Consider the following 24,710-nt stretch of genomic DNA (forward strand, 5'->3'; position numbering starts at 1 on the left):
CTGATTTGTGCGCTGCAGTGGCTCATTCTGTTTAGGGTTAGTCAGTCGGAGAAACCACGAGCTGATTTCTACCTAAACGCTTAGCTTCGTAAAGGTTTTTATCTGCCAGTAACAGGCAATCTTGAAATTCCTCACATTGATCCGAAAAGGCTAAACCGCCGCTGAGCGTCACCTTAAATTCGACGCCATCTTCAACAAATACGATATGGCTAAAGCTTTCACGGATCGCATTCAACTTGGCAATCGCCAGTGGTTTTTGCATATCTGGCAGCACTAACATAAATTCTTCACCACCGTAGCGGCCGGTAAAGTCAGTTTGACGTAAGGATTGTTGTAACAGATGGGCAAATGCCAACAACACCTTATCACCACCGGAATGACCATAAGTATCGTTGACCTTTTTGAAGTGATCTAAATCGAACATAGCGATACAAACTTGAGAGTTAATCCGTTTCGCTACGTTAAAACAGCGTCTCGCAGCCACCAGAATTTGGGTATGATTTAGCAGCCCAGTTAAGCTGTCGCGACTAGCCGAACTGCGAATATCATGACCCCGTTGCGCACGGGAAATCACCTGCGCGACGAATAAACTCGGCGCGGTTTGCTTTGAAATTAAGTCATCTGATCCCGCTTGTATGATGCTGACTTTATTCTGCATCGTATCATCAGAGCTCAACACGAGAATTGGGCTCGAGGTGTATTTGTCCAATTGACGGATCATCTTTGCCAGCTCAAGCCCGTTCACTTCGGGCATGTACAAATCGAAGATAAACAAATCAGGCTCAAATTGCTCAAGGGCAGGCAAGACTTGCTCGGCACTCGATAACCCTTTTACCATCAAACCGTGACTGCGTAACAGACTTGAAAAGTAATCCACCATAGATTGTTGATCATCCACCAGTAACACCTTAAGCGGCTGTTTCTCTGACATCTTGAGAGATTGATGGATTTTGCGCACTAATGAGGTGGTCTCAGCGGGTTTGACAAAATATTCGCTGACATTGGCACGAATGGCCAATAGCCGCATGTCAAAATCCCCCCGCGAGGATAAAACAAACACTCGGGTATTATTCTTCTCAAACTCAGTGGCGGCTTCGAACAAGGCCTCTTCAGTCCAATCGGGTAGAATTAAATCCAATAGAATCAGATCAAAGGGTGTTTTATTTTGCACTACCAGAAAGCTCGTGAAATTCAAAAAATGCTGCACACTAAAACCGAACTCTCGCAGCTGCTTTGTGATCATCGCGCCTACATTACCATCGTCTTCTATGATGGCAATATGGTGCTCATGGCGCGCCTTTGATGGTTTATAGGGGCTTTGCTGCATTTGCGCCTCCACTACTGGCGCCGACGGTTGGCCGCGCATATTGTTTTGTAACAACTGGTGGAAGAGAGTATCTAAGCCTTTGATCGTAGGCAGTTCGGGGGCTGGCGCATTGAGCAGCCCCTTAAGCAGCACCTCCAGTTTATCGACTATGTGTTTGGTATCTGACAACCCAAAGGTCTCGCTCGACCCTTTTAAGTTATGCACCTCTCGGTACACGGCAGACAGCATGTGTGCGTCCCAATTTTTACGCAATGAAATCCACAAGGTAATGATTTGTTTCTTTTTATCCGGCAGTGCATGTAAAAACTGTCGTTTAAGTTGCTCTAACGAATCTTCAAAACTCATAGGCAATAGATATCCTAAATAATTGAGCCCTAGGTCTTAATCTCTATGTAGACGCTACGCCAAGACGTTAAAACCCGTTCACTCCAACACTGAAATGGAAACTGCTCTGGAGAAGCATGTAACAGATTCAATCAATTGCACTTATCTTTACACTCACTCATAGAGTGTAAACCACTGCGAAAAAAACGACGGGGAAATGCTGAGATTGCATAGGCATTGATAAGAATATTGGGTCGAATAGCCGAAATCAGCACAGTGATCGCGAACAGTATAATGCTAAATATTTTATGCAAAACAGCATGATAATGATGACATGTATTTTTTATCAAATACGACTGTGATAAGTTAGCGTCAGTAAAAACAATCACTTGTTGCAAAAGGATCGTTGTCAGTGAGCACAGTGTTTTATAATGACCACGCCGAAATACTCGCGGCACAGTATTTGTCTAAAACCTTTGAAGAAGTGCATTCGAGTTGGTTGCATCATCTTTTGCCTCTACTTACCAAAAATACATTGTCGATATTGGATGTGGGAGCTGGTTCTGGCCGGGATGTGTATTATTTAGCCGAAAAAGCACAGGGCAAAGAGACACAAATTATTGCAGTCGAACCTGCGGTTGTTTTAGCGAAAATGGGGCAGGTGTTAACTCGGGATCTACCCGTGCGTTGGATTGAAGATGGTTTACCTCAGTTGCAAAAAGTGGTTGGCCTAGCGCAACAGTTTGATCTGATTTTACTCAGCGCTGTGTGGATGCATTTATCTTCCTCAGAGCGCCCACTTGCACTAGTAACACTCTCACGCTTACTCAATTCGACTGGACTTTTAGTCATCAGTTTGCGCCATGGCCCAAGCCCCGATGCGCGCGTTATGCACCCAGTCAGTGTCGATGAGCTGCTCACACTGGCTGCAGATTGTCAGCTACAACTTTTAGATTTGAGCCAAGATGAAACCGATAAACTCGGTCGCTCACAAGTGCATTGGCAGACGCTAGTTTTTACACCCAAACTGATGCCAAACGTAAATACACCTGAAGCAAGCGTTATTATTCAGGAGCGACTGAATGCCGATTGATGCGAGAAGACAAGTTGAATTTATTAGCTATTTACAACGTCTGTTAGTTGAAGGGGATTTCGTTGCAACTTACAAATTTGCCTTACTACATGCGATCGCCGATATCTGTATCGAACGGCCATTAATACTCAATGCCGATCCTGCGCTGAAAACCGCGATCAGTATTGATGATTTGGTAGAGAAGTTTATTGAACTTTACTGGCAACACTCTTTGCCTTTTGGTGCCAATGATGGGTATTTTGTTCTGATCCAAAATAGTGGAAAGCAATCAGCCTTGATCAACAGTTTGATTGAACTACGCCATCAAGGTGTTAACAGTCTATCCCAGTTAAAAGCGCATCTTAGTTATCCAGCTTTATTGCGTAAAACGCGCGGTACGTTTAAAGATGGCCCCTTATGGCGCTTACAAAACTTGTCTCGTAATGAAGAATGTTTCCTTTATCCCCATGATAAAACGAAAAATTACATTGAGTTGAATCCGGGTATCGCATTTTGCTTCAAGCGATTTCACGATTTAGTGGTGTCATTGGCTCGTACTCAATGGGTACAAAAAATCGCCGAGTTTCCAGCAAATCAGGTCATTATAGGCAGTAAAGGCAATTTAAGTGAGTTTCTGTTTGGTAGCGACAGACAGACGATCACCTATGCTAGACCTGTACTGCTTGATATCCAAAAAGGCCAATGCTTCTATTGCCAAAAATCATTAAAAGAAACAGGCGAAGTGGATCATTTTATCCCTTGGGCACGATATCCTAATGATTTAGGCCATAATTTTGTCCTCGCACATAGCAGTTGTAATAATCAAAAACGCGATCATCTTGCCGCTCAGCACCATAAAGATAACTGGTATGAGCAAAATATTATCCAGCATGGCCAAACGTTACACTCTGAACTCAATCGATATTTCGTCTGTGAGAGTGATCGCTCTGAAGCCATTACTACTTGGGCTTATCAGCTTGCAGGACAAAATCGCTCGCCTCTCTGGCTTGATAAAAAGACCTTTGTGCCTTTTAACGCATTAGATAATGACTTATCAAGTACAGCAATTTAGAGCATGCTCACAGTTTTATGGCACTTATTTTTAGCACTCGTCAAGGTCGAGTGACCTTAAGGCAACTGTGCTGCAATTGAATGAGCAACGCTGCCAAGCTAAAGTAATCGATGAACTATTTACATGTTATCTTGGTGGCATTACATTTTATCTTCATTGATTTTGTTACCTGTTGATAGTAAAGGTTTACTTCCTGCAAAGGTAATTGATTTCAAAGAGAATAAGGAGTATTTGGTGGATATATATGGCGCACTCGTTTAGTGACAACAAGCAGATGAATGCACCATGGAATTTATTGATAATACATGTCTAGTTTTGGAGGTTAGATGATGAAATCGATTTTCTTACTGCCCATATCTGTGCTTGTGCTGATAGGTTGTACAACGCCTAAATCGCCGAGCGAAGTCTATGATGAGTACAATGCTAAGGTACAGCAGGGGATGAGTTATCAAGAGGACAAGGCTTACTATACCCAACGTAAGCAAGCGGATGTGGAGTCTAAGTTCCCGCAGTATATGCAGCAGATGAAGCTGTCCCGCGATGAAGTGATCGCATCTTATCTTTCATTTTCAAAAGCGGCTGCCAAGTGCAAAGCACTCACCTTAGTGTCGCAGGTGATAGATGGGGATACGGCCGTCCTTGAATATGCACAAAAAGATCTCTGTGGTAATGCATCGGAGGCGAATGAAAAACAAAGAATTAGCATGATAAATGAAGGTGGTTGGAAAATTGATGAGCTCCAAATTAGTCTCTAAATCATTTGGAATGTCGTATCAATGACAGGATTTTATGAGTTTTTTAGCCTGCCAAACGGAGTTGAGGTTCCTTGCCCCCATTGTGCTGGCTGCGCCACTTTTACCTTTGCCCATGTTTTTCGTTTAGAGAAAAAAGATGCGCATTTATTTGAGAGTAGGCAGTTTGAGATCAAGCAGTTTAATCAAAGATTTGCTCATAAATGGACTGGTGTGCTGTTTTTCCCTCCGCTATTGGATGCTTCTTGGCGGGAAAAATTGCCAGAAAAATACCAAGGTACTTCGACTTGGGAACATAGGGCGAACAGTGCTTTTACAGATGGTACAGATCTTGGTCTTATTTGTTGTTATCAGTGTATGGCAAAACAGAAACATCGACTTGAATGGCCCAATGACGCATTTTATTCCCTTGAGTTTAAAGGTCATTCACTTTGGGCATTTAATAAACAGATGATGCTTCAGATCCGTGATTATATTCAAGCCAAAGATCGCGATGCGGTATTCGAGTCTGAGCCGATAGTCATTCGACATTTGCCGACAATTTTTAAACTGGCTAAAAATCGCGAGATATTGGTTAAAAAAATTAATAAGCTAATGAGTAACTAGTCAGATTTAGCCCAACAAAAAGTCGTCACAGGATAACCAATGACGACTTTTTAATGCGATAACGCTGGGTTAATCGGCGTAAGTTAGCCGAATAACATTACGCGCTCTTTCTCGCTTCCATTTCAGCTTGGCTTGAAAGGTACTCATCGAAAGTGCCTTGGAAGTTAATCACTTTTTTATCTTTAATATCAATGATACGTGTTGCGAGTGACGATACAAACTCACGGTCATGACTGACGAATATCAAAGTGCCTTCAAAATCTTTCAACGCATTATTGAGTGCTTCGATGGCTTCCATGTCCATGTGGTTAGTCGGTTCGTCCATGATCAGCACATTGATGTCTTGCATCATTAACTTACCGAATAACAAGCGGTTTTTCTCTCCGCCTGAACAGTTACGGGCTTTCTTGTTCGCGTCATCTTCAGTGAACAGCAGACGGCCTAACATGGCGCGTACCATAAGATCGTTGTGCTTAGGTTGGCGCCACTGTGACATCCAATCCATTAATGTGTAGTCATTATCAAATTCGTCACTGCTGTCTTGTGGACAGTAGCCGATTGATGCGTTTTCTGACCACTTGATCACGCCTTTATTATGTTCTAAATCATTGACTAAGCAGCGTAGGAAAGTGGTTTTACCCACGCCGTTTTCGCCGATAATCGCTAATTTTGCACCGGCTTCGAGGATTAAGTCGCCGCCTTCGAATAGCAGCTCACCATCAAACCCGTGGGTCAAATCTTCGAGGATCAGTGCTTGGCGATGCATTTTCTTGCCAGCATCGAAACGAATAGAAGGGTGAATACGGCTTGATGATTTCACTTCATCAAGCTTGATCTTGTCCATTTTTTTCGCGCGTGAGCTAGCTTGTTTTGCCTTAGATGCGTTGGCACCGAAGCGGTTAACGAAGTCTTGCAGTTCTTCGATTTCAGCACTCTTCTTGGCGTTGCCCGATAATAATTGTTCACGGATCAAAGACGATTGTGCAAGGAAGTATTCGTAGTTACCAGGGTAAATGCGCAGTTCGCCGTAATCGATATCGGCCATGTGGGTACAGACGGCATTCAAGAAATGCCTATCATGGGAAATAATGATCATGGTGCATTTGCGTTTGTTCAACTCGGCTTCTAACCAGCTAATGGTATGTATGTCCAAGTTGTTGGTTGGTTCGTCGAGCAGCAAAATATCTGGGTTGGCAAATAGTGCTTGTGCCAACAGGACCCGCAGTTTCCAGCCCGGTGCCACTTGTTGCATTAGGCCGTAATGGAAAGATTCTTCAATACCCGCTTCGAGCAGAATTTCACCGGCGCGGCTTTCGGCGCTGTAGCCATCCATTTCGGCAAATTCACTTTCAAGATCGCCAACGCGCATGCCATCTTCTTCGGTCATATTCGGATTGGCGTAGATTGCATCGCGTTCCTGTTTGACTTTCCACAGGGCAACATCCCCCATGATCACTGCATCGATCACACTGTATTGTTCAAACGCGAACTGATCTTGGCTTAGGGTACCGACTTTTAAGCCGGGCGTGATGGACACATTGCCAGAGGTTGGCGCTAACGCTCCGCTGAGGATCTTCATAAAGGTCGATTTGCCACAGCCATTCGCGCCGATCAAACCATAGCGGTGACCGTTGCCAAATTTCGCTGAAATGTTTTCAAACAATGGCTCAGGGCCAAACTGCATCGTGATGTTCGCGGTAGAGATCAAAGGAGCTTTCCTAGGTATTTGCTAACGGGGATTGTGACAAACAAGCCTCAAAATGAAACATGCGCTTCACCCACTCTTAAGCCAAAACATTAAAGTTGGGATAATAAGGTCGCGGAGTATACAGACTAAGGGCTAAAGATGCGAGCAAGGATGTGATGCGCAGCTATAAATCGAGCCGTTTCAGTTGCGTTTATTTTGAGGCTGACCCAAGGCATCAGCGGATCATAGGTAAAATTTAGAAACGGGTTTGAGCTTGATGCTGAGTTCATACCTGTTAGCGTGATATCGCGGATATGTAGATTAAAACCGTCAGTTGCGGCGTATTTTCTTTGCCCTAAAACCGATGCTAAACCTCGCTAGCGCAAATAAAAGAAGGCGTTTAGCTTATTTACCGTTATTATTCCCGCAGTTTTGTCGAGCAGCAGATTTTACGGCTAATATTTAATGGCTCTGTTTGGAGGCTTTAGGTCCTTAAGCTCTAAGATCTAAGCATCACGAGCAATAAGGCTTAACGCCCTATGCTATTGCCGTAGCAACGTCAGTGGCTCATGATTTCATAACTTGAGTGATTTCTCTAATCGCGAATTTTAGTAGCGAATTGAGTCACTCGTTTAACAACTCAAAACCGTAAACTAATACAGTAAAATCAGCCAATAGGGCTGAACTTGGAATTCCCATGATTGAAGAGCAACAGAACAACCCGTTACACGGCCTCAAACTCGAGACAATGATCACTGAGTTAGTCGATTTTTATGGCTGGAAAATTTTATACGCGGCATTAAAGCTAGGTTGCTTTAACACCAACCCGACCATTGAGGCCTGTATTATTTTCCTCAAGAAGACTGAGTGGGCGCGGGAGAAAGTGGAAAACTTTTACCTGTATCGATTCAAGCGTATGCCTAAAGCCGTCGGTGAGCAGTTTGATCTTAAGCCACGCGAACGAGGTTTTGCCTCAGGTATCGCGCCGCGTAAACCGATGGAACTCACCATAGAATCTATCGCTAAAATGCAGGCACAAGCCAGCGCCGAGTACGAAGCGGGTAATAAACGTCCTAACTCTGGTTATGGCTCAGGTAAGAGCTTTGGGAATGGTTCAGGTAAAAGCTCAGGCAAAAAACCTACGGGTGGACGTGGCACCGGCTCTGGATATGGTTCATCAAATAGCAACTCACAGCGCCGCAGCGAACCCCGAAACGAGCCAAGAAACGATTCAAGAAACGATTCAAGAATGGCTGAGCGTTCCGGACCAAGCCCATCGACGGATGACAACGATCCGTGGGGCACTAAACGCGGCTAATCTCATATCTGTCGAATTGTGTGGGCATGGTTTTTCGCAGGCGTTAGTTTTACATTCGTTATTTACAGTGACTAGCCTCAGCTTGCTATTTTTGTATCCGTAAAAATTAGCTTTTGGTATGAGTTAGCTTTTGTAAGAGTCGGTTTGAAGTCATGGCTCTGGTTGTATGATAGAACATCTGATTTATCGCCTAGTTTAAAGAGAAGAGGTTAGCTGTTGAATACAGCTAACCTCTTTTTTATGATTAACTATTCACTTTATTGCATTAAGGTGAGAAAAATCTCGGGGATTATAGTTTTAGATTTGCATATCAAGTGCATAACCAGTTAATTCATCAATTTGCAATCAGATGGTGCCGGTTGCTCATGTTTACGACCAATACCAGCGCCTTCTCTAACACCTGTGCTTTATATTCTATACCTTTGTTCATCTTAGTCTGCTAAATGCCCAGAGTTAACGTCAAGGTGTTTGACGATACAGCTCCAAGGTAATCATTTAAATGTTTGATTATCATTGGGTAAGTAGTTTTAGCCGTCTTGCTCCACCAGCATTCTCTGTTGCCAAACGCCGCTGCCGTCATTCAGCGTCAAGGGATATGTCAATCATTACTATATGTGAACTGCGGTTAGGCTTAGTGGCTGGTATTCGTTTGTGTCTAATGCGGGATAACTTAAGTTTGCCTGACATAGCTGAAAAACTGATAATGAGCCCAACCACCTCAAAAGGTGTTTGGCCGAGATAGATTTAAACTTTGGCCAACTTGTCGATACTTGCTGATGAGACCCGTTTAATCAGAGCACTGTATTACTTGGCTACACCTGCGCAAGATGCTCACAGCTTCAGCGACGCCAGTGATGATAGGCGTTCCTTTAAACGCTGGGCTGGCCAATTACCCACTTATTTTCGCAGCTGGCTTGCTTAAGCCATAAGCCATAAGCCATAAGCCATTAAAAACTATCCTAGTAATATCTCTAAGCTGATACTGTCGCGGTTTGCCTATTCCAAACGTGAATAACCATGCGGAAAAACGTAGAACAGTGAGAAAAATCCCGAAGTTATATCCCATATTTTGAATATTTAACGCATAAATAATCAATTCAGCGTTTTGTGGCCATTGCTGGTGAATCTTATATTTTATGCGGTTTTATAGGGGGTTCTGTTGATTGCGGTTTTATCGATGATGCAATGATTTAACCGAACGAATAACTAGACACTTTTTTCCATCGCTTTTTTGACTGTGCCATGGTCTCAGATAAACAATGGCATTTATACTCGTTTTCCTATTGCAAAAAACGTGGTGAATAAAAGGCTGAGATGGAGGAACTGAGTGATGAGTGACGAAAAAATCACTGGACTTTATTTCATCGAGAAACTTCAACGCATTTGGATTACTTTTACATTTAGACATCCAGAGCCAGTAGATGACATCGACCATAAGACGTATATGGAGCTGCTAGATAAAATAAAAAATTCAGATGGAACGCGATATGATTTGTACACCTATCTCCTATCAAAGCAAAACAAGTGCACAGACATTCTCCAATTTCTTAAAACACACCAGAACTGAGAATAATTTATCTCAAGAAGATTTATGTAGTCTACTCAGGCAAAAAAGCTGCCTGTTCGATATGTTAGATTCCATCACTATTAGCCGTTGGGAGCGGGGAGTTAACATTCCATCCCTAGCTAAACAGTCTGAAATCGTTGAAATATTTGGCTCTGAACTGTTTGATATTTATCGGGAGGATAAGAAATTCATCAACGAAGGTTTAGCGTTAATTAACCTTTTTGAATCGACCATAGAACGCAGTGATCATCCGTACTACCGTAATACTCCTTATCGTGTCGAGTTTATCGAAAGCCACCATCAAAACTTTATGACCCTGCTGCAACTCAGTTTGGTTTATGAAAGTAACCCGCGTTTATCCTTTGTGAGCCGTAAGTTATCTCAACCTTTTTTTCGTGGACTCTCATTGGTGGTGGCTTTTAGCTTTGGGGATCAAATCATTGGACACAGTCTATTCTGCCGCACTCAAGGCAAAATTGCCCTCGAATTTATGAATGATGAGGTGGACTTGTTTGAGGTCATTAACCATAACAGTCAAGCTTTGCCAGATACCTTAATGGTGTTCTCCTCCTTTGGTGTAACGCCTTATATTGAAAATTATATGATGTCTGTTTATCTCAATGAATTGGCCACGAGTCGCTCACTTAAGTTTTTGAGTTTTAATATCTGTGATGAGTCACTAAAACGAAAATTGACGCAATTTAAGTTGCCCATATTCAAAGTGAGAACGATAGAAGGCGGCTTCAAACCAGTCAAAAACTATTCGTTTTTCTCCAGTCGCACAGAAGTCATGGCGAATCGTAATTTACTCAAGCTTTCTGTTATCCCTACATCCAAATCCCAGACGATCGATCCCATTTTCTTTATGCAGTTAGAGACCAATATATGAATATTCTCATCATAGATGATCAACGCTTTATTAGAGAAACCATGAAAGCTGATATCCATAAGTACTTAGCAGAGGACAATGTGGAGATCTATGAAGCCAGTAATGGTAATCAAGGAATTGAACTGATCTTAGCTGTAGAAGCAAAACTTGATTTAGTCATTTTAGATTTAAAAATGGATCAAGGTGACGGTATTGCGGTGATTAATATGTTGGCCTCCGAGCCCCGATTTACTGCCATTCCGATTGCGGTGATAAGCTCCTCGGATAAACGGACTTTAGAACTGGTGGATAGCATTATCACGGGTTTGAAGCTCAACTTGCTTGGCGTATTTGCTAAACCTATCAATGTGAATGACATTTTAACGCCATTGCTAGACGCCTCCGACGATAGAAACCGTGCCCATCAACATGAGTCTATCGTGCAAGACATGGCGGCGAATATCAATGTGCGGCAATTGCTCAAAAATGAACAATTAATTTTGTGTTATCAGCCTAAGATTAACCTTAAAACAAAGGAGATCATCGGTTTTGAAGTGCTTTCACGGCTTTGCGATCAATCCAATGGCTATATTTATCCCGACGTTTTTTTGCCACTGGTGAATCAGCAGGGGCTAAATAGCTTGTTTTCGCGGATGGTTATTTCCCAAGCATTGCAATGTTGGTCGCGCCAACCGTTATTAATGGCGTTTGCCCTGTCGATTAACATTACTGCAGATGATTTGACCTGTGATGAACTCATTGAGTACATCATCGAATGTGGTCGTGAGTATAAACAAATCCATTTGATTTTAGAGCTCACCGAATCACAGGAAATCATTAACCAAGATAGAGTACTTAACTCTATTGCACGGCTGATCATCAATAATATTGATATTTCCCTCGATGATTTTGGTAAAAGTTATTCTACCTATGATCGTCTTGATGCCATTCCCTTTAAAGAGATCAAAATTGATAAAAGTTTTGTCTCCGATATGGATATCAATCACCAACATTATCTCATCGTAGAGTCCACCATCGCGCTTGCGCAAAAGATGCACGTAAAGGTGGTTGCAGAAGGCGTTGAGACAAGTGCAATAGAGTTAATTCTCTCTGAGTTGGGGTGTGATGTTGCCCAAGGTTATTTGTACAGCCCCCCGATTGAAGGTCGTTATCTTATTGATTGGATTGCTCAATATAATAGGAGTGCCTAATGTATGAATGCTAATACTGAGTTACCCAAGGCCTTATCTGTATTCTTTGAGCAATACAGCCAAGAACAGCAATCGCGACTGCGATTGACACTGATTGCTGAATTACAGCGAATGCGACTTGGGCTAGAACAATATGAGTCCTCTGACAGTATCGAAGGCCTGAAACATCAATTTACGGGTATTGCGCGCTACTTGCAGCTTAAAGATATGCTGTCTGTCATGGATGTTTGCGAGCGAGAGCAGTTTGAATATCAGTTATGCAGCTTGCTAAAGGCCGTAATGGATTACGCTAATGAGCTTTAAATATAGTGCTTGTATCAATATGTTCAGTGGTTTATGGGTCACTCTGTTGGTGCTGTGGTTAACCTTGTCCCACTCACGTTATGAATTTGACTCCATTTACAATAAAAAAGCAGAAGCGGTTTTTACTTCTTCACGGGATATGTTCTTACAACATGAAATTATGTTGGATGCGCTAAAATCGTTTTTTTATGCTTCGAGTGAGGTAACGTCACAGGAATTTGAGGTTTTTGCTAAGGACTTACTGAAGATCAAATCTGCTGTCGCTTTTACACTGACCCCCGAACTTGAACTGGCCTATATCTCTGATCAGACAATGGCGCCAGAACTTAAGCCACTTAAATTAGTCAAGAATAGTAAAGGGGAACTTCAGGCTAGCCTTGCCGATTACACGTTAGCGGTTGTTAATATCGATGGGCCTAATATGCTTTATTTAGTCTATGCCATTTCTCATCAGCGGATATTAGCGCGGATTGAGCAGGAGCAAGGTGTATGTATTAGCTATCAATTTGAACAATCGTTATTGCAAAGTTCATCCTGTAATCATGAGTTTTCCACAGGCATATTTTCAATGTTTAGCTACTCAGATAGCCGAACTTTGGATATTCCTGGATACCAAACCCGGGTGAATTTACGCATAGAATATCAAGTGCCACAAAAAGAGGTTGTCGAGCTAATCGTGATTATCTTACTGATTGCTTCTCTTGGTATTACTCTGTCTTTTCTTTTGTACTTTAAGTCTAAAAATCAGCATATTGTAGAGCAGATTAAGCTCGATAATCGATCTAGATTAGCAGTACTTTCCAGCATAAATCATGAGATCCGCACTCCTATCAATGCCATTCTTGGCTACAGTCGCATGTTAAAAAAAGCGCGCTCACAGCCACAAAAACTGGACGAAATTATCGATAAAATGACCTGGTCAGCTAACTTACTTTACTCGGTTGCCGAAAATACGTTGAATTACAGTAAGGCTGAAGCTGGGCAGTTAAAATTGAATCGGCATTTAGTCAATTTACACGAATATCTGAGCAATATTGAGGATTACTATCGTGCTTTTAGTGCGACATCGGGTAAACGTTTACAGGTTGTCGTGAATGAGTCTCTGCCGAAGTTTATCGAGCTCGATGGGACTAAGTTATTCCAACTCATGACGAACATTATCAATAATGCCTTTAAATACAGTACGGGTAGCGAAGTGCATTGTTATATGGACTTACGCCTTATACGTCACCATAAAGACCATAGTCCTATGCTTAGGGTACTGATCCGCGATTTTGGCGAGGGAATGTCAAAGGAAGCGCAGCGCGCTTTAGTTGATCCATTTATGCACGCATCTAACTCGTATACAACAACATCGGGCATGGGATTAGGACTCTATACTTGTAATCGATTGCTTGAGCAAATTGGCGGTAAGTTTATGTTGCGCAGTCAAAAGGGCAAAGGCACCACAGTGCTGTTACATTTTCCCTGCCAACTTACCGAGGTGAAAGAACGATTAACGATTCAATATGATCAACAAAAAGTGTTAATCATAGATGATAATCTGTTTAACCTTGAGATTTGCAAAGCCATGCTAGAGCACTATCATTTTCAAACCTTCAGTGTTGATAACGCAGCGCAAGCACTTAAGATGTTGATTCACTCATTGCCACATATTGTTATTGTGGATTACCGTTTACAAGATATGAATGGCTTGCAACTTATCAAACAGATGCAACAAACATTACAAAACCTTGCCAGTGATACCCTGCTTGAGCATCACTGTCGCTTCTTTTTGCTTTCAGCTAATGATAGCGATGATATTCCTGAGTTAGCATTATTCCCTGAGGTACATTTCATGCAGAAACCTTTTAGTGCTGAAATATTTCTCAGTAAATTGGCCGTAAAATCTTAAATTATCAAAGCATTGGATCTGGTTTTTAAAGCTTATTTGCCGAATGTGTGGGATTTACATCGCGGTAGAGTCAATTCCGTTGCGGTAATATGGGGGTAAAGACAAAGACGCTGTGATTAGTGTAGAACGCTGCTAATCTAAACATGTCGGAGATCTTCTCTAAAAGCGTCATTGCTAGGAATAATCGATGGAAAAAGAATCTCTTGAGTCTGTTTACCCCTTTTTAACTGAAGCCTTACGGCTAAGCGAGAATGGCCTCGCTGTTTTGGACAAGCACAATCATTTTATCTTTTATAACCATACCTTTGCGAAAATGTTTGGTTTTGTTGATCAAGACATGGCTGGCCGGCATTTTGACGACATGATGCACTTTGCCTTTACCCATAAGCAAGGGCCTAAAATTGATCATGAAACCATAGAGGAATGGCTTGAACTTATTCATGCGAATCAACGTAAATCAGCTTTTCGACGTTTTGAAGTGGATCTGGTCGACGGTAGCTGGTTGCAACTTTCTGAGCAGGTTTATCACAATGGCGATATGGTGATTGTTTGCACCGATATTACCCAGTTAAAACAGGTCGAATTTGCCCTAAGGAATGCGCAGACTGAGTTGAATCGACTCGCACTCACCGATGAATTAACCGGTATTGCCAATCGACGGCATTTTTTCCAGCAGTTAGAGCATGAAATCAAACGCTTGAGTCGTCTACAGTTACCTTTGTGCCTTGTCATGATGGATATTGATTATTTTAAACTCGTTAATGATCGCTATGGGCATCAAGTGGGTGACAAGATACTGCAGCATTTTACCCAATTTATCAGTGCTCGTACGCGCCCATACGATATCTTTGGTCGCTTCGGCGGTGAGGAATTTGCGCTATTACTGCCAGAAACGTCGGTCGATGTCGCGCAGAAAATTGTGACGCGTATGATGTCAGCGCTTGCGAATGAAGATCTTTCAGTGATAGTCGCCGATTTTCACTATCAATTTTCGGCAGGAGTGAGTGCGTTAACACCTGTGATCACTCATCATGCCATCGAAGAAAACGGCGGTATTTTAGTGCTTCAGTCTGTGCTTTCACCGATTGAAATAGGGAGTCAGTGCCGTTCAGATGCTGAAAAGCTGGTGGCCGAGGCCGATAAAGCCTTGTACCACGCAAAAACTACGGGGCGAAATCGTGTCGTGGTTTGGGATGATGTGATATTAACGGCTAAAGCTTAACGAACCCTGTGGTTGTCGAAATCTAAGCATCGTGATACCAAACCAAGAGTAAGCGCTGCTTGGCTCCTATTCTTAACTTGATATTGTACTTAATGCAGCGTTTTGTTCCTCTGTCTTTTAACCTAAAATAGCCAGCTTAATGTGTCTCTCACTGCATAGGGTTCAAGGTAAGCCGTGTTAATCAATCAGCAATATAACCGCTATGGACCCGATTATCGATTTGGTGAGCAAGTCACTTTTCTTGATATTAAACAAACCTTTGGTTTTAGCCATGTCCGTGTTGGCCGCTGGGTGACGCGGGATGAATCGCGCATTGCTGCGGATTTAGTGTTTGATTCGCTCGCCGATCTGGCCTTTATCTTAAAATTGCCACCTTTGACTTTAGGGCTGCGAGAAACTGTCAGCCTGGCCTTTGGTCATGGCGGCCAAAAGGGCGTTCAGGCCCATTATGCTCCCGCGACCCGAGAGTTGGCATTGGCTAAAAATGCAGGTGCTGGTGCTTTAGCCCATGAGTTTTGGCATGCGTTTGACCATTATATTGCCGCTAAATCATTCAAACCTACTAATAAGCGGTTTCAGTGTGCGAGCGATCTTTGGCTATCCGATCTGCCCATCATAGAGCATCCATTAAATGCTCGATTATCTGAGATCTTCAAAGTGACATTGTTGAGTGGGCAGGGTGATGAGCCCCATGATTATGTTCGCCGAGCGATTGCATTAGATAAAAAACATGGGATGCAGTACTTCTCTCGGCCAACGGAGATGATGGCGCGAGCATTTGAAGCCTGTATTGAATCCTATACTGATATTTCGAATCCGTATTTAGTGTCGGGAACCCGTTTTTCAGCAATGGCAAAGGAGGGGGCTTATCCCGATGAGACCCACAGACAAGTGATTTTTCAGGCGCTGATCAATTACTTTGAACCGCTGGGGATCGCATTGGGTAAAAATCCCCTTAACTAGGGTGTGTTGACGTTTTGAGTCATGCATTTGAACAGAGGTTAATTTAGCGTCGCTAGAGTGCAAGGTAAAATGTAAAACGACATTCGCCTTAGGTATTTTGAATGTGTTTTGAATGCGAATGGCAGTGGACAGGGGGAGGGTCACGAGCCGTTTGAAGACTGATTGCCAATCACAAGCTCACGTGCTTAGTTGACAACGTTTGCCAACAATAGGCCAAACTATGGCGAATCGCATCAAGATATTGAGATGCCTGAGTATCCATTAAATACCAATAGCTGGGTTTTGATTCTGGCATGTGGTTGAAAAATAAAGCTTCAGCATTGATGAGCTGGCTAGTGTGAGCAAATTGCAGCCAAATGTTGATGTGTGTATGCGCCAGTGTGATTAGCCATTCAAGTTGCATCTGCCGCGTGGCTGGATTTAGTGCATCTGCGATTAATGAGCTCGACTCTTGTAAACGCACAAGCAAATTAAAGGGATTACCTGCGTTTATTCTAAGTGCGACTTGGCATGGTTGCATTTGGTTTATTGCGGATAGGCGAGGTAAAAATACGGACGCTAAACTAAATTCAGGCCAGTCGACCGATGGTACCAAAGCTTGGGCAATCCGCCGCTCGCCTAACCAATTATGCACCATGCAAGGTAAGTGATCGTCAGGCGGTAAATCATTGGGCCTTGCTAAACTCGGAAACAGCGACATACGCTGCACTTGCACATGCTGAGACAACTGCTGCATCAACACTATTGTGGTTAACCCAGATGAAGGCCAGCAGCCAAGCTGAGGCGTTAATTCAATCGCAACTTGCGTCAAGGCTTGGGTAAGCAGACCACTTTGTGGATGACCTTGTACCACAAAGGCATATTTTGATTCAGCAAAACCACCGTTGGCAATATTTACTATCTGATTATTTACATTGCTGTTTTCAGCCCATTGAGTACCGTTAAAAATAAATGTCGTACCTGTGGTCGCAGGCTGCCAATCGCCAGAAGCATTACCAATAATGGTCACTTGCTCAAAGGCAAGGGTGTCCGCTAGAGCTTGCAGATCTAATTTAGCATGTGGCATCTGCAAATGTTGATGCATGTGGGTGTGAGACTGTGGCATAGGCGGAACATCTGTTTTACGAACTCAAAATGGACTTCATTGTAATGGATTATCCCCCTGAGCCCAAAGGGTTAATCCATTGAAGTTTACCGGATGCTGTTTTAACGCAGGATAGTTTAGCTTTAGGTATACCGCGCATAAAAGTGATGCGCGGTATTGGCGATTAACAATTAGACTAAAAATTATAACTCAGGCTAAGTTCGACATTTCGCGGTTCGCCGAAGAAACCTTGATTATAGAAATCGATACTAGAGTAGTACTTTTCATCAAACAAGTTTCGAATATTCAAACGAACAATCGCATCATCAGTGAGTTGATAACTTGCCATAAGATTGGTAAGGAAATAACTGGCTTGTTCAGAGCTTTCGCCGTTAGGCCCCGCGTTTTCTACATAAATCTTGCTCTGCCAGCTTAAGTTGCCACCTAATGTGAGATCTTCTAGAGCGCCATCAAAGTGATAGAGCGAAGATAAGCGTACTAAGTTTTTAGGCAAATGTGTGCCAAAGGCCGAACCATCGGCTTTTTCAGATTTACTGTAGGTGTAACTGAAGTACAGATCCCAATCCTCTGTGGGTCTACCCGTTAGTTCCATTTCAAAACCACGGTTACTGGTGCCATCCACAGCGCGCATTGGAAAGCTACCATCAGGAAGTGGGTCTTTAATGTTAGGATCTTTTTCCGCCACATTTTCCTTTTGAACTTTAAACACTGCAACACTGGCGGTGAGTTTTTCGTCGAAAAAATCGGCTTTACTGCCAAGTTCAATATTATTGCCAGTTGTCGGGTCTAAGCGTTTGTTATTAGCATCTTTGGCATCTTGAGGCTGAAAAATCTCAGTGTAACTGGTATAAATCGACACACTGTCACTGATATCGTAAATCAATCCTGCATACGGCGTAATGACATCATTGTGCTCATAACCTGGATCGACTTTATATTGGCTGATACGGCTTCCTAACAGCAGTGTGATCTGATCGTGCAGATTGAGTTGGGTAGCAATATAGGCACCTTTTTGGATCTCTTCAGTCTCTTCATTGGTGGGAATCGATGGATAATTTGGCTCTGCAATCGAGCCATCCCACTCAAAGAAATTGCCTACGCTTAAAACATCTGTGGTGTAGAAAGAGTCGGCGCTAATATCTTGTTTTGAATAGAGTAGGCCGGTTGTTAGCTTATGTTCTCGACCCAATAGTTCGAATGGCCCTGAAGCAAATATTCGCGCTGCATCTTGCTTACGGGTTGATTGGTAGATCATAGGCAATGCACTCATCCCTAAACCTGTGATTTTATCTGGGGAGCCATATAAATATAGCAAGTGTCCATCCATCTTATCCTCACGATGTTCTATGTCGAGTTTGAGTTCCCAGTTATTATCGAAGTTGTGTTCTAAAGTAGAAAAAACGTTCGCACCATGGCGTTTCCAACTAGACCAAGATGCTGCAGTGGTCGTCGAACGTGGAAGGTCACTCGCTAAACTGCCGTCGGCATAAAACAGTGGCAGCGCTCCCCAAGTGGAGCCTTTAGGATCGCGGTCACTATAGTCCGCGCCCAAAGTGAATAATGTGCTATCACTTAATCTTGCAGTAACGACGCCATAAATTTGCAGATTTTCATCTTCGGCTAGATCGGTAAAACTATCTGATTTTTCATAGGCGGCGGCAAAACGTGCTTGGACATCGGCATCTTCTGTTATGTCCACTGAACTATCACCTTCTACACGATAACTGTCCCATGAACCTACTTTTGCACTGAGGTAACCCCCAGGTGAAGATTTTGGACGTTTACGAATGAGGTTGATGGCGGCCGAGGGTTCTCCTGCACCCGTTAATAATCCTGTTGCACCACGAACCACTTCTACTCGATCGAAGATAACCGTATCGGTCGAAGCATCATTGAAGAAACTAGAATAGTTAACGGGCACACCATCAAATTGGAAGTTAGTGATTGGATTACCACGGGCGCTGAAAAAGTAGCGGTTAGTTTCTGCTTTCTGTGCAGAAATACCCGGTGTTAAAAACATTAAGTCAGCAACATTGTTAAGAGAAAAACTCTGAATAAATTCTTGATCTATAATCGTCACTGACTGCGGCGTTTCTCTCAGTGTTAAGGGTAAGCCCGTTGCTGTAGCAGCTTTATCTAAACGACTACCTTTAATACTGATTACTTCGATATTGGCGTCTGCGTCTGATTGAGTTTCGTCAGCGTAGGAACTCGGCGCTAACAATAGGCTCGAAATGAGCGCTGCTAACAAGGTTTTATCCATCATGATTCCCCATCATAGTATTTTGTGACCGGCATTCTAATTGAAAACAATTCCCAGTACATCGTATTGATAACAATTTGCATTACCTTTACACTCGCGAAATACGATAAGTGTTAGGAAAGTCACAAATGGCGAAGATCAGTAACCGATTCTGGTTTATGTTGCATGGTTGGGTGTCGCTCCCAATTTGGTTGTTATTTTGTTTTATCTGCTTGACGGGGACGATTGCGGTACTGAGTCATGAGATCACTTGGTTAACGAATCCTGCATCGAGGGCGTTGAACCCTAATGATTTACCCGTAAAACCAGTTAGTGAATTAATGACGTTTGTTGAGGAAGCCTACCCAAGTGCGGCAGTCTCTGGCGCTATGACCTTAGAACCTTATATGGTCAATGTGATCATGTTCAGTGACGCAGATAAACCCTATGCCATGGCCTATGTCAATCAATACACAGGTGAGATACAACAGATTAATGAAGGCATGACATTTTCCGGCTTTATCAGATCTTTACATGCTTGGTTATTATTTCCTTGGCAAAGCGGTTACAGCTTGGGCTATTACCTTGTCTGTTCGATGGCGCTGTTTATGCTCGCCTCTTTAGTGACGGGACTCATTGTTTATAAACGTTTTTGGCGAAGTTTTTTTGCTCCGAAATTGCGAGTGAGTCAAGGTAAAAAGACACTATTGGCCGATTTGCATAAATTGTCTGGTGTGTGGTCTATTTGGTTTATCGCGATTATGGCCGTTACCGGATTATGGTATTTAGTCCAAGCCATTTTTTGGCATGCAGATATTGATATCGAGCCACATGCGCCATTGGTTGCTGCTGAGCAATTGCCCTTTATCCAAAAGGGTGATGTGAATCCCGTTGATCCAAGCGTGTCATTTGCACAAGCCTTAACATTAGCGCAAACGCACTTTCCAGACTTTCAACCAAGCTATGTGATGAAACCAGAGCATAATCGTGACATGTATCATCTGAGTGGTAGCGGCGATCACATTTTTTACGATCAGTATTCTTACAACCTCAGCATTAACCCTTGGACGGGGGAGATTGCAAAAACGACATCACCCGAGACGATGACAGGAATACAAACGCTAATGCATATCGCAGATCCTTTGCATTACGGTACCTTAGGTGGTATCTGGACAAAAATCATTTGGTTTATTTTTGGGGTGATCCTATCGGGTATGTCAATCACGGGATTTATGATGTGGGGACTGCGTAATGTGCGTGCAATTAAAAAAATGGGATCCCCCAGTACTGTGGCAGATAGGTTAGAGGAGGTACGTTAATGGCTTTCATTCATTCAACTTTTTGGCAAAAAAATAAATATAAACTGAGTGGGTTTATTCTATTGCTCCCCCTATTGTTTTTGTATCAGTCGCTAACCCCTACATTTCCACCGGCCTGGCAGGCTCAAGAGTTAGGTGAATTTAAAATAGCCCCTTTACCCTTAGATCTAAAAGCACCCTATGTACATCATGATGACTATGTGAAAGATTTTATGTTGGTTTTTGAAAAAGGTGAGGTAGGCAATATACGCCAAGGCTATGCCAATATTGGAACGCAGGCTTTGCCAATAGCAGATTTACAGCGCAGCGAGAATGGTATTTTGCACGGTAATAAGCATGGCCAACACGTACACGCCATCGCAACTAAGACACTAACCTCCGCAGATAGTCTGTGGATATCGATAGAGAATTGGCAAGGTGAGTGGCAAGTGGCAAAGTGGCCTCTGCCTGCCGAGCTAATAGTACAGACACACTGAATGAGGTAAAAGCTAAACACTAATGGCGATCCTATGGAGTAATAATTTCAGGGTCGCTTTTAGTGGCGTAGATTAAGAATGATTAACCGAATACGGGTAAAGAATAACCTTTTTCGCCGTAAACGCTCACTTTTGAAGGCATAAACACAACGGGGACGTTTATTCCTCATTAATAAATGATGAATTTGTTATATACATCACCAAAATACAAATGAAAGTGATTCGCAATAGTGTTACCGTATGTTCATCCTAAATAAACTCCCTAAATTACTATGCGCTTTTATCTACTACCTCTCGCGTCTGCCATTACTTTGGCATTAAACCCTTTGTCAGTCTTGGCTGCAGAGCCGTCTTCTGTTGCAGATGCAAATGATCAAAATATTGAAAAAATCACAGTGATGGGCAAGTACACTGTGAGTCGAACCATTGATACCGCCACAGGCTTAGGGCTGTCACTGCAGGAAACGCCACAGTCAGTGAGCATCTTGACCGCTGAACGGATCCAGGATCAGGCACTCAATACCGTTGTTGATGTGGTTAATAACACAGTAGGTTTGTCTTCATCTAAAACAGATAACGTTCGAAATGGCTTTATGGCCCGTGGTTTTGCGGTTCAGAATTACCAGATTGATGGCGTACCTTTATCTTGGAGTTTGGGGGGCGATGCAGGTGAGACTGTGTCTGATATCTCTCTGTATGAGCGTGTAGAGGTGGTGCGTGGTGCAACAGGCTTACTAACGGGGGCAGGGGATCCTTCTGCTTCAATCAACCTAGTGCGCAAACATGCCGACAGTGACGAACTTAAGGGCTATGTTGATGTTGCTACGGGTAGCTGGGATAAAAAACAAGTTACCGCAGATGTTTCTAATGGCCTCAACGACAGTGGCAGTGTGCGCGGTCGCATGGTCGCGAAATATGTCAATAGCGATTCTTATCAGGATCTTTATCAAGACCGTAAGACCATTCTTTACGGCGTAATTGATTCAGACATTACTGACAACACTATGCTGCGCGTTGGCGGTAGTTACAATAACAACAACCCCAAAGGAGTGATGTGGGGTGCGTTACCAGCAGTATTCAGCGATGGTTCGGCTACTGATTGGGATGTTTCTACTACAACAGCGGCAGATTGGAGCCGTTGGGAAACGACTAACATCAACTATTTTGCTAACTTGAACCATTATTTCAGCAATGGTTGGCAGTTGGTGGCGAACTATAATCGCATGGAATATGAAACCACCACCAAAATGATCTATATGTCTGGCTTGCTGAATAAAGAAACCGGTGCAGGTTTGAGCGGTCAGCGTTATCACAGCCATGGTGAAAGTAACTCTGATAATTTCGATTTTCAGTTGAAAGGCGATTACCAACTCTTTAACCGTGAGCATCAATTTGTGACTGGTGCCTTATACAGCAAACAGAAATCCTATGCTGATACTTATGAACCCATCCGTGAGAATATGACGGGCTGGGACTCAAAGGTAGTTGAAAACTTTTATGATTGGCAAAGCAACGCCTTTGAAGAGCCTGAATGGTCAACAAACGCCAATCGTCAGTTAAATATGGATACCGAGCAGAAAGGTTTCTACGCAGCAACTCGGCTAACAATTACCGATGATTTAAAAGTGATTGCCGGTGGCCGTATTTCTAGTTGGAACCGCGAAGGGGTCAGCTATGGTACTGATACCAACTTTGGTGATGATGGCGTGTTCGTTCCTTATGTTGGCGCCTTGTATGACATAAACGAAGAGCATCGTGTTTACGCTAGTTATACCGAAATATTTAATCCGCAGAACAGTAAGAATATTAACGGTGATTATTTAGAGCCACTCGAAGGTAAAGCCTATGAAATCGGTTTAAAAAGCGCTTATCTGGACGACCGTCTACACACCACTGTAGCACTGTTTAAGATTGAACAGGATAATCTGGCAACAGCCGCTGGGACTATCATTGTTGACGGTACTCCAACCACTTATTACAAAGCTGCTCAAGGTACTGAGAGTACAGGCTTTGAGTTAGAAGTGGTGGGGGAGTTTATCGATGGGTGGAATATCACGGCTGGCTATTCGCAGTTTACAGCGGAAGATGCTGAAGGAAAAAAAGTGGCGACTACTAGCCCTCGCAAACAGTTTAAACTATTCACAACTTATCAGTTTGTTGATTACCTGCCTGAATTGACCGTGGGTGGTGGTATTAACTGGCAGAGTGATAGTTACTCTGAAGGGGGGACAGTAAAAATCGATCAGGATGCTTACTCTTTAGTCAACCTGATGGCTCGTTATAACTTCACTGACAATATGGATCTGCAACTTAACGTAGAGAACCTATTAGATGAAAAATACTATGCTTATATGTCTGCCTCAGCCTCAATGTCCGAAGCATATAGTGTGTATCACTATGGAACCCCACGTAATGTGACCCTGAGTTTTAATTACCGCTTTTAAATTTTCCGCTAAATAAAAGGAGTAGCCGATTTATCGGCTACTCCTTTTTTATCTTCTATTATTGTTATTCTAAATATTTTGATAGCTTGTTTAGTGCGTATTAACGACTCAGTACTGATATCGGTAAATATTGGGCTAGCTCACCTATGGTTCGTTCCCAAATCTAATACTGTTATTAACTGAACGCGGGAAGATGATGCCCTTCAATCTAGTTATGGAAGTGCAACATATTGTATTGGTAGTTTTCCCTCTTTCTTGTGGGCATTGTATTGTTAAGAATCAGTGCGGCAACGAACAGAGTCAATAGAAAAATATAGGTATACTCATGCCATTAGCCTTATTACAAGGTTGTGATTTATCGCCAGCTTTTTAAGCTAAAGACCAGATGTTACATAGATTAAGCCGTTATTGGACTGATAAAGTATTTTATGTTGATGACAGACTGTCAATAATTCATATCATCAACAATAGACATCAGCGTTTGACTATTTAGTCAACAATCATTTCAAAACTGCTTTTTTAATGAGAAATAATGCCATTGTAAATATGGGCTTGTTTAGTAAGTTTATTTTCATCAATGCATAGAAAGGTGATTCATTTTTCACAGTAAAGACCAAGGACTCCCGTTTTAAGGAGAATAATATGCAAATAGAAACGCTTTATGATGTTATGCAATGGACTAGAAGTATTGTAGTGGTCAAGTAAAATTGGCCACGATTTTAGAGTCATTCCAATATAAACGTTCTGACTCATTTGGCGTTAACCCACCATTATATTGATGGGGTCTAGTCTCGCTGTAATATCCAGTGATGTAATTTGTGATCTCTTTATCTGCTTCTGTGAAATTCCCATAACCACTTGCGGGTATCCATTCAGATTTCAAACTTCTAAAGAAACGATCCATCGGTGCGTTATCCCAACAATTCCCGCGACGTCTC

At 42.7% G+C, this 24,710-nt stretch carries 19 protein-coding genes; 14 read left to right on the top strand and 5 right to left on the bottom strand.

The window, feature by feature from the left end; translation table 11 throughout:
* Positions 1 to 37: 37 nt before the first annotated feature.
* On the bottom strand, positions 38 to 1,672 hold the full coding sequence (locus L5M28_RS03645) for a diguanylate cyclase (RefSeq protein WP_263197444.1): 1,635 nt from the start codon (positions 1,670 to 1,672) through the stop codon (positions 38 to 40).
* Between the two features lie 391 nt (positions 1,673 to 2,063).
* Here L5M28_RS03645 and L5M28_RS03650 point away from each other — a divergent pair, with 391 nt between their 5' ends.
* From L5M28_RS03650 to L5M28_RS03665, 4 genes are all read left to right on the top strand, one after another.
* On the top strand, positions 2,064 to 2,744 hold the full coding sequence (locus tag L5M28_RS03650; RefSeq protein WP_263197445.1) for a class I SAM-dependent methyltransferase: 681 nt from the start codon (positions 2,064 to 2,066) through the stop codon (positions 2,742 to 2,744).
* Positions 2,734 to 3,795, top strand: a complete 1,062-nt coding sequence (locus L5M28_RS03655; RefSeq protein ID WP_263197446.1) for an HNH endonuclease — start codon at positions 2,734 to 2,736, stop codon at positions 3,793 to 3,795. Before L5M28_RS03650 ends, L5M28_RS03655 begins: the two co-directional genes overlap by 11 nt.
* Before the next feature lie 326 nt (positions 3,796 to 4,121).
* Positions 4,122 to 4,550 (top strand): hypothetical protein, encoded by a 429-nt coding sequence (locus L5M28_RS03660; protein WP_113940419.1) that lies wholly within the window; start codon positions 4,122 to 4,124, stop codon positions 4,548 to 4,550.
* A 21-nt stretch (positions 4,551 to 4,571) separates the two neighbouring features.
* Positions 4,572 to 5,153, top strand: a complete 582-nt coding sequence (locus L5M28_RS03665; RefSeq protein WP_113940420.1) for a hypothetical protein — start codon at positions 4,572 to 4,574, stop codon at positions 5,151 to 5,153.
* 97 nt (positions 5,154 to 5,250) lie between these two features.
* Here the strand turns inward: L5M28_RS03665 and L5M28_RS03670 are convergent, their stop codons facing one another.
* Positions 5,251 to 6,861, bottom strand: a complete 1,611-nt coding sequence (locus L5M28_RS03670; RefSeq protein ID WP_113940421.1) for an ABC-F family ATPase — start codon at positions 6,859 to 6,861, stop codon at positions 5,251 to 5,253.
* Positions 6,862 to 7,537: 676 nt separating this feature from the next.
* Between L5M28_RS03670 and L5M28_RS03675 the strand changes: the two genes are divergently transcribed.
* From L5M28_RS03675 to L5M28_RS03705, 7 genes are all read left to right on the top strand, one after another.
* Positions 7,538 to 8,158, top strand: coding sequence for a VF530 family DNA-binding protein (locus L5M28_RS03675; protein ID WP_263202497.1), 621 nt, complete (start codon positions 7,538 to 7,540; stop codon positions 8,156 to 8,158).
* 1,487 nt (positions 8,159 to 9,645) lie between these two features.
* Entirely contained in the window at positions 9,646 to 10,614 is a 969-nt protein-coding gene (locus L5M28_RS03680) for a helix-turn-helix transcriptional regulator (protein ID WP_263202499.1), read from the top strand.
* The gene (locus L5M28_RS03685) at positions 10,611 to 11,804 is read left to right on the top strand and encodes an EAL domain-containing response regulator (RefSeq protein WP_113940423.1); all 1,194 of its coding nucleotides are present in this window, start codon (positions 10,611 to 10,613) and stop codon (positions 11,802 to 11,804) included. Before L5M28_RS03680 ends, L5M28_RS03685 begins: the two co-directional genes overlap by 4 nt.
* Before the next feature lie 3 nt (positions 11,805 to 11,807).
* Complete coding sequence (locus tag L5M28_RS03690; RefSeq protein WP_263202502.1) at positions 11,808 to 12,107, top strand: hypothetical protein; 300 nt, start codon at positions 11,808 to 11,810, stop codon at positions 12,105 to 12,107.
* A complete protein-coding gene (locus L5M28_RS03695) occupies positions 12,097 to 14,001 on the top strand; it encodes an ATP-binding protein (protein WP_263202505.1) in 1,905 nt (634 codons plus the stop codon). The genes L5M28_RS03690 and L5M28_RS03695 overlap by 11 nt, the downstream gene beginning before the upstream one ends.
* A gap of 187 nt (positions 14,002 to 14,188) precedes the next feature.
* Entirely contained in the window at positions 14,189 to 15,223 is a 1,035-nt protein-coding gene (locus tag L5M28_RS03700) for a GGDEF domain-containing protein (RefSeq protein ID WP_263202507.1), read from the top strand.
* A 174-nt stretch (positions 15,224 to 15,397) separates the two neighbouring features.
* Positions 15,398 to 16,186, top strand: a complete 789-nt coding sequence (locus L5M28_RS03705) for a CLCA_X family protein (protein WP_263202509.1) — start codon at positions 15,398 to 15,400, stop codon at positions 16,184 to 16,186.
* 169 nt (positions 16,187 to 16,355) lie between these two features.
* Here L5M28_RS03705 and L5M28_RS03710 read toward each other — a convergent pair whose 3' ends face one another.
* Positions 16,356 to 17,291, bottom strand: coding sequence for a hypothetical protein (locus L5M28_RS03710; RefSeq protein ID WP_263202511.1), 936 nt, complete (start codon positions 17,289 to 17,291; stop codon positions 16,356 to 16,358).
* A 175-nt stretch (positions 17,292 to 17,466) separates the two neighbouring features.
* Positions 17,467 to 19,554, bottom strand: a complete 2,088-nt coding sequence (locus L5M28_RS03715; protein ID WP_317629997.1) for a TonB-dependent siderophore receptor — start codon at positions 19,552 to 19,554, stop codon at positions 17,467 to 17,469.
* Positions 19,555 to 19,682: 128 nt separating this feature from the next.
* Between L5M28_RS03715 and L5M28_RS03720 the strand changes: the two genes are divergently transcribed.
* From L5M28_RS03720 to L5M28_RS03730, 3 genes are all read left to right on the top strand, one after another.
* Entirely contained in the window at positions 19,683 to 20,852 is a 1,170-nt protein-coding gene (locus L5M28_RS03720) for a PepSY-associated TM helix domain-containing protein (RefSeq protein ID WP_263202515.1), read from the top strand.
* Positions 20,852 to 21,328: a hypothetical protein gene (locus L5M28_RS03725; RefSeq protein ID WP_105252512.1), complete on the top strand. Its 477-nt coding sequence runs from the start codon at positions 20,852 to 20,854 to the stop codon at positions 21,326 to 21,328. The genes L5M28_RS03720 and L5M28_RS03725 overlap by 1 nt, the downstream gene beginning before the upstream one ends.
* Positions 21,329 to 21,600: 272 nt before the next feature.
* Positions 21,601 to 23,772, top strand: coding sequence for a TonB-dependent siderophore receptor (locus L5M28_RS03730; protein ID WP_263202517.1), 2,172 nt, complete (start codon positions 21,601 to 21,603; stop codon positions 23,770 to 23,772).
* A gap of 697 nt (positions 23,773 to 24,469) precedes the next feature.
* Here the strand turns inward: L5M28_RS03730 and L5M28_RS03735 are convergent.
* On the bottom strand, positions 24,470 to 24,710 hold a 241-nt coding region (locus L5M28_RS03735; RefSeq protein WP_263202519.1), incomplete at its 5' end, for an integrase core domain-containing protein.

The organism is Shewanella sp. SW32 (assembly GCF_025653365.1).
GTDB lineage: Bacteria > Pseudomonadota > Gammaproteobacteria > Enterobacterales > Shewanellaceae > Shewanella > Shewanella oncorhynchi.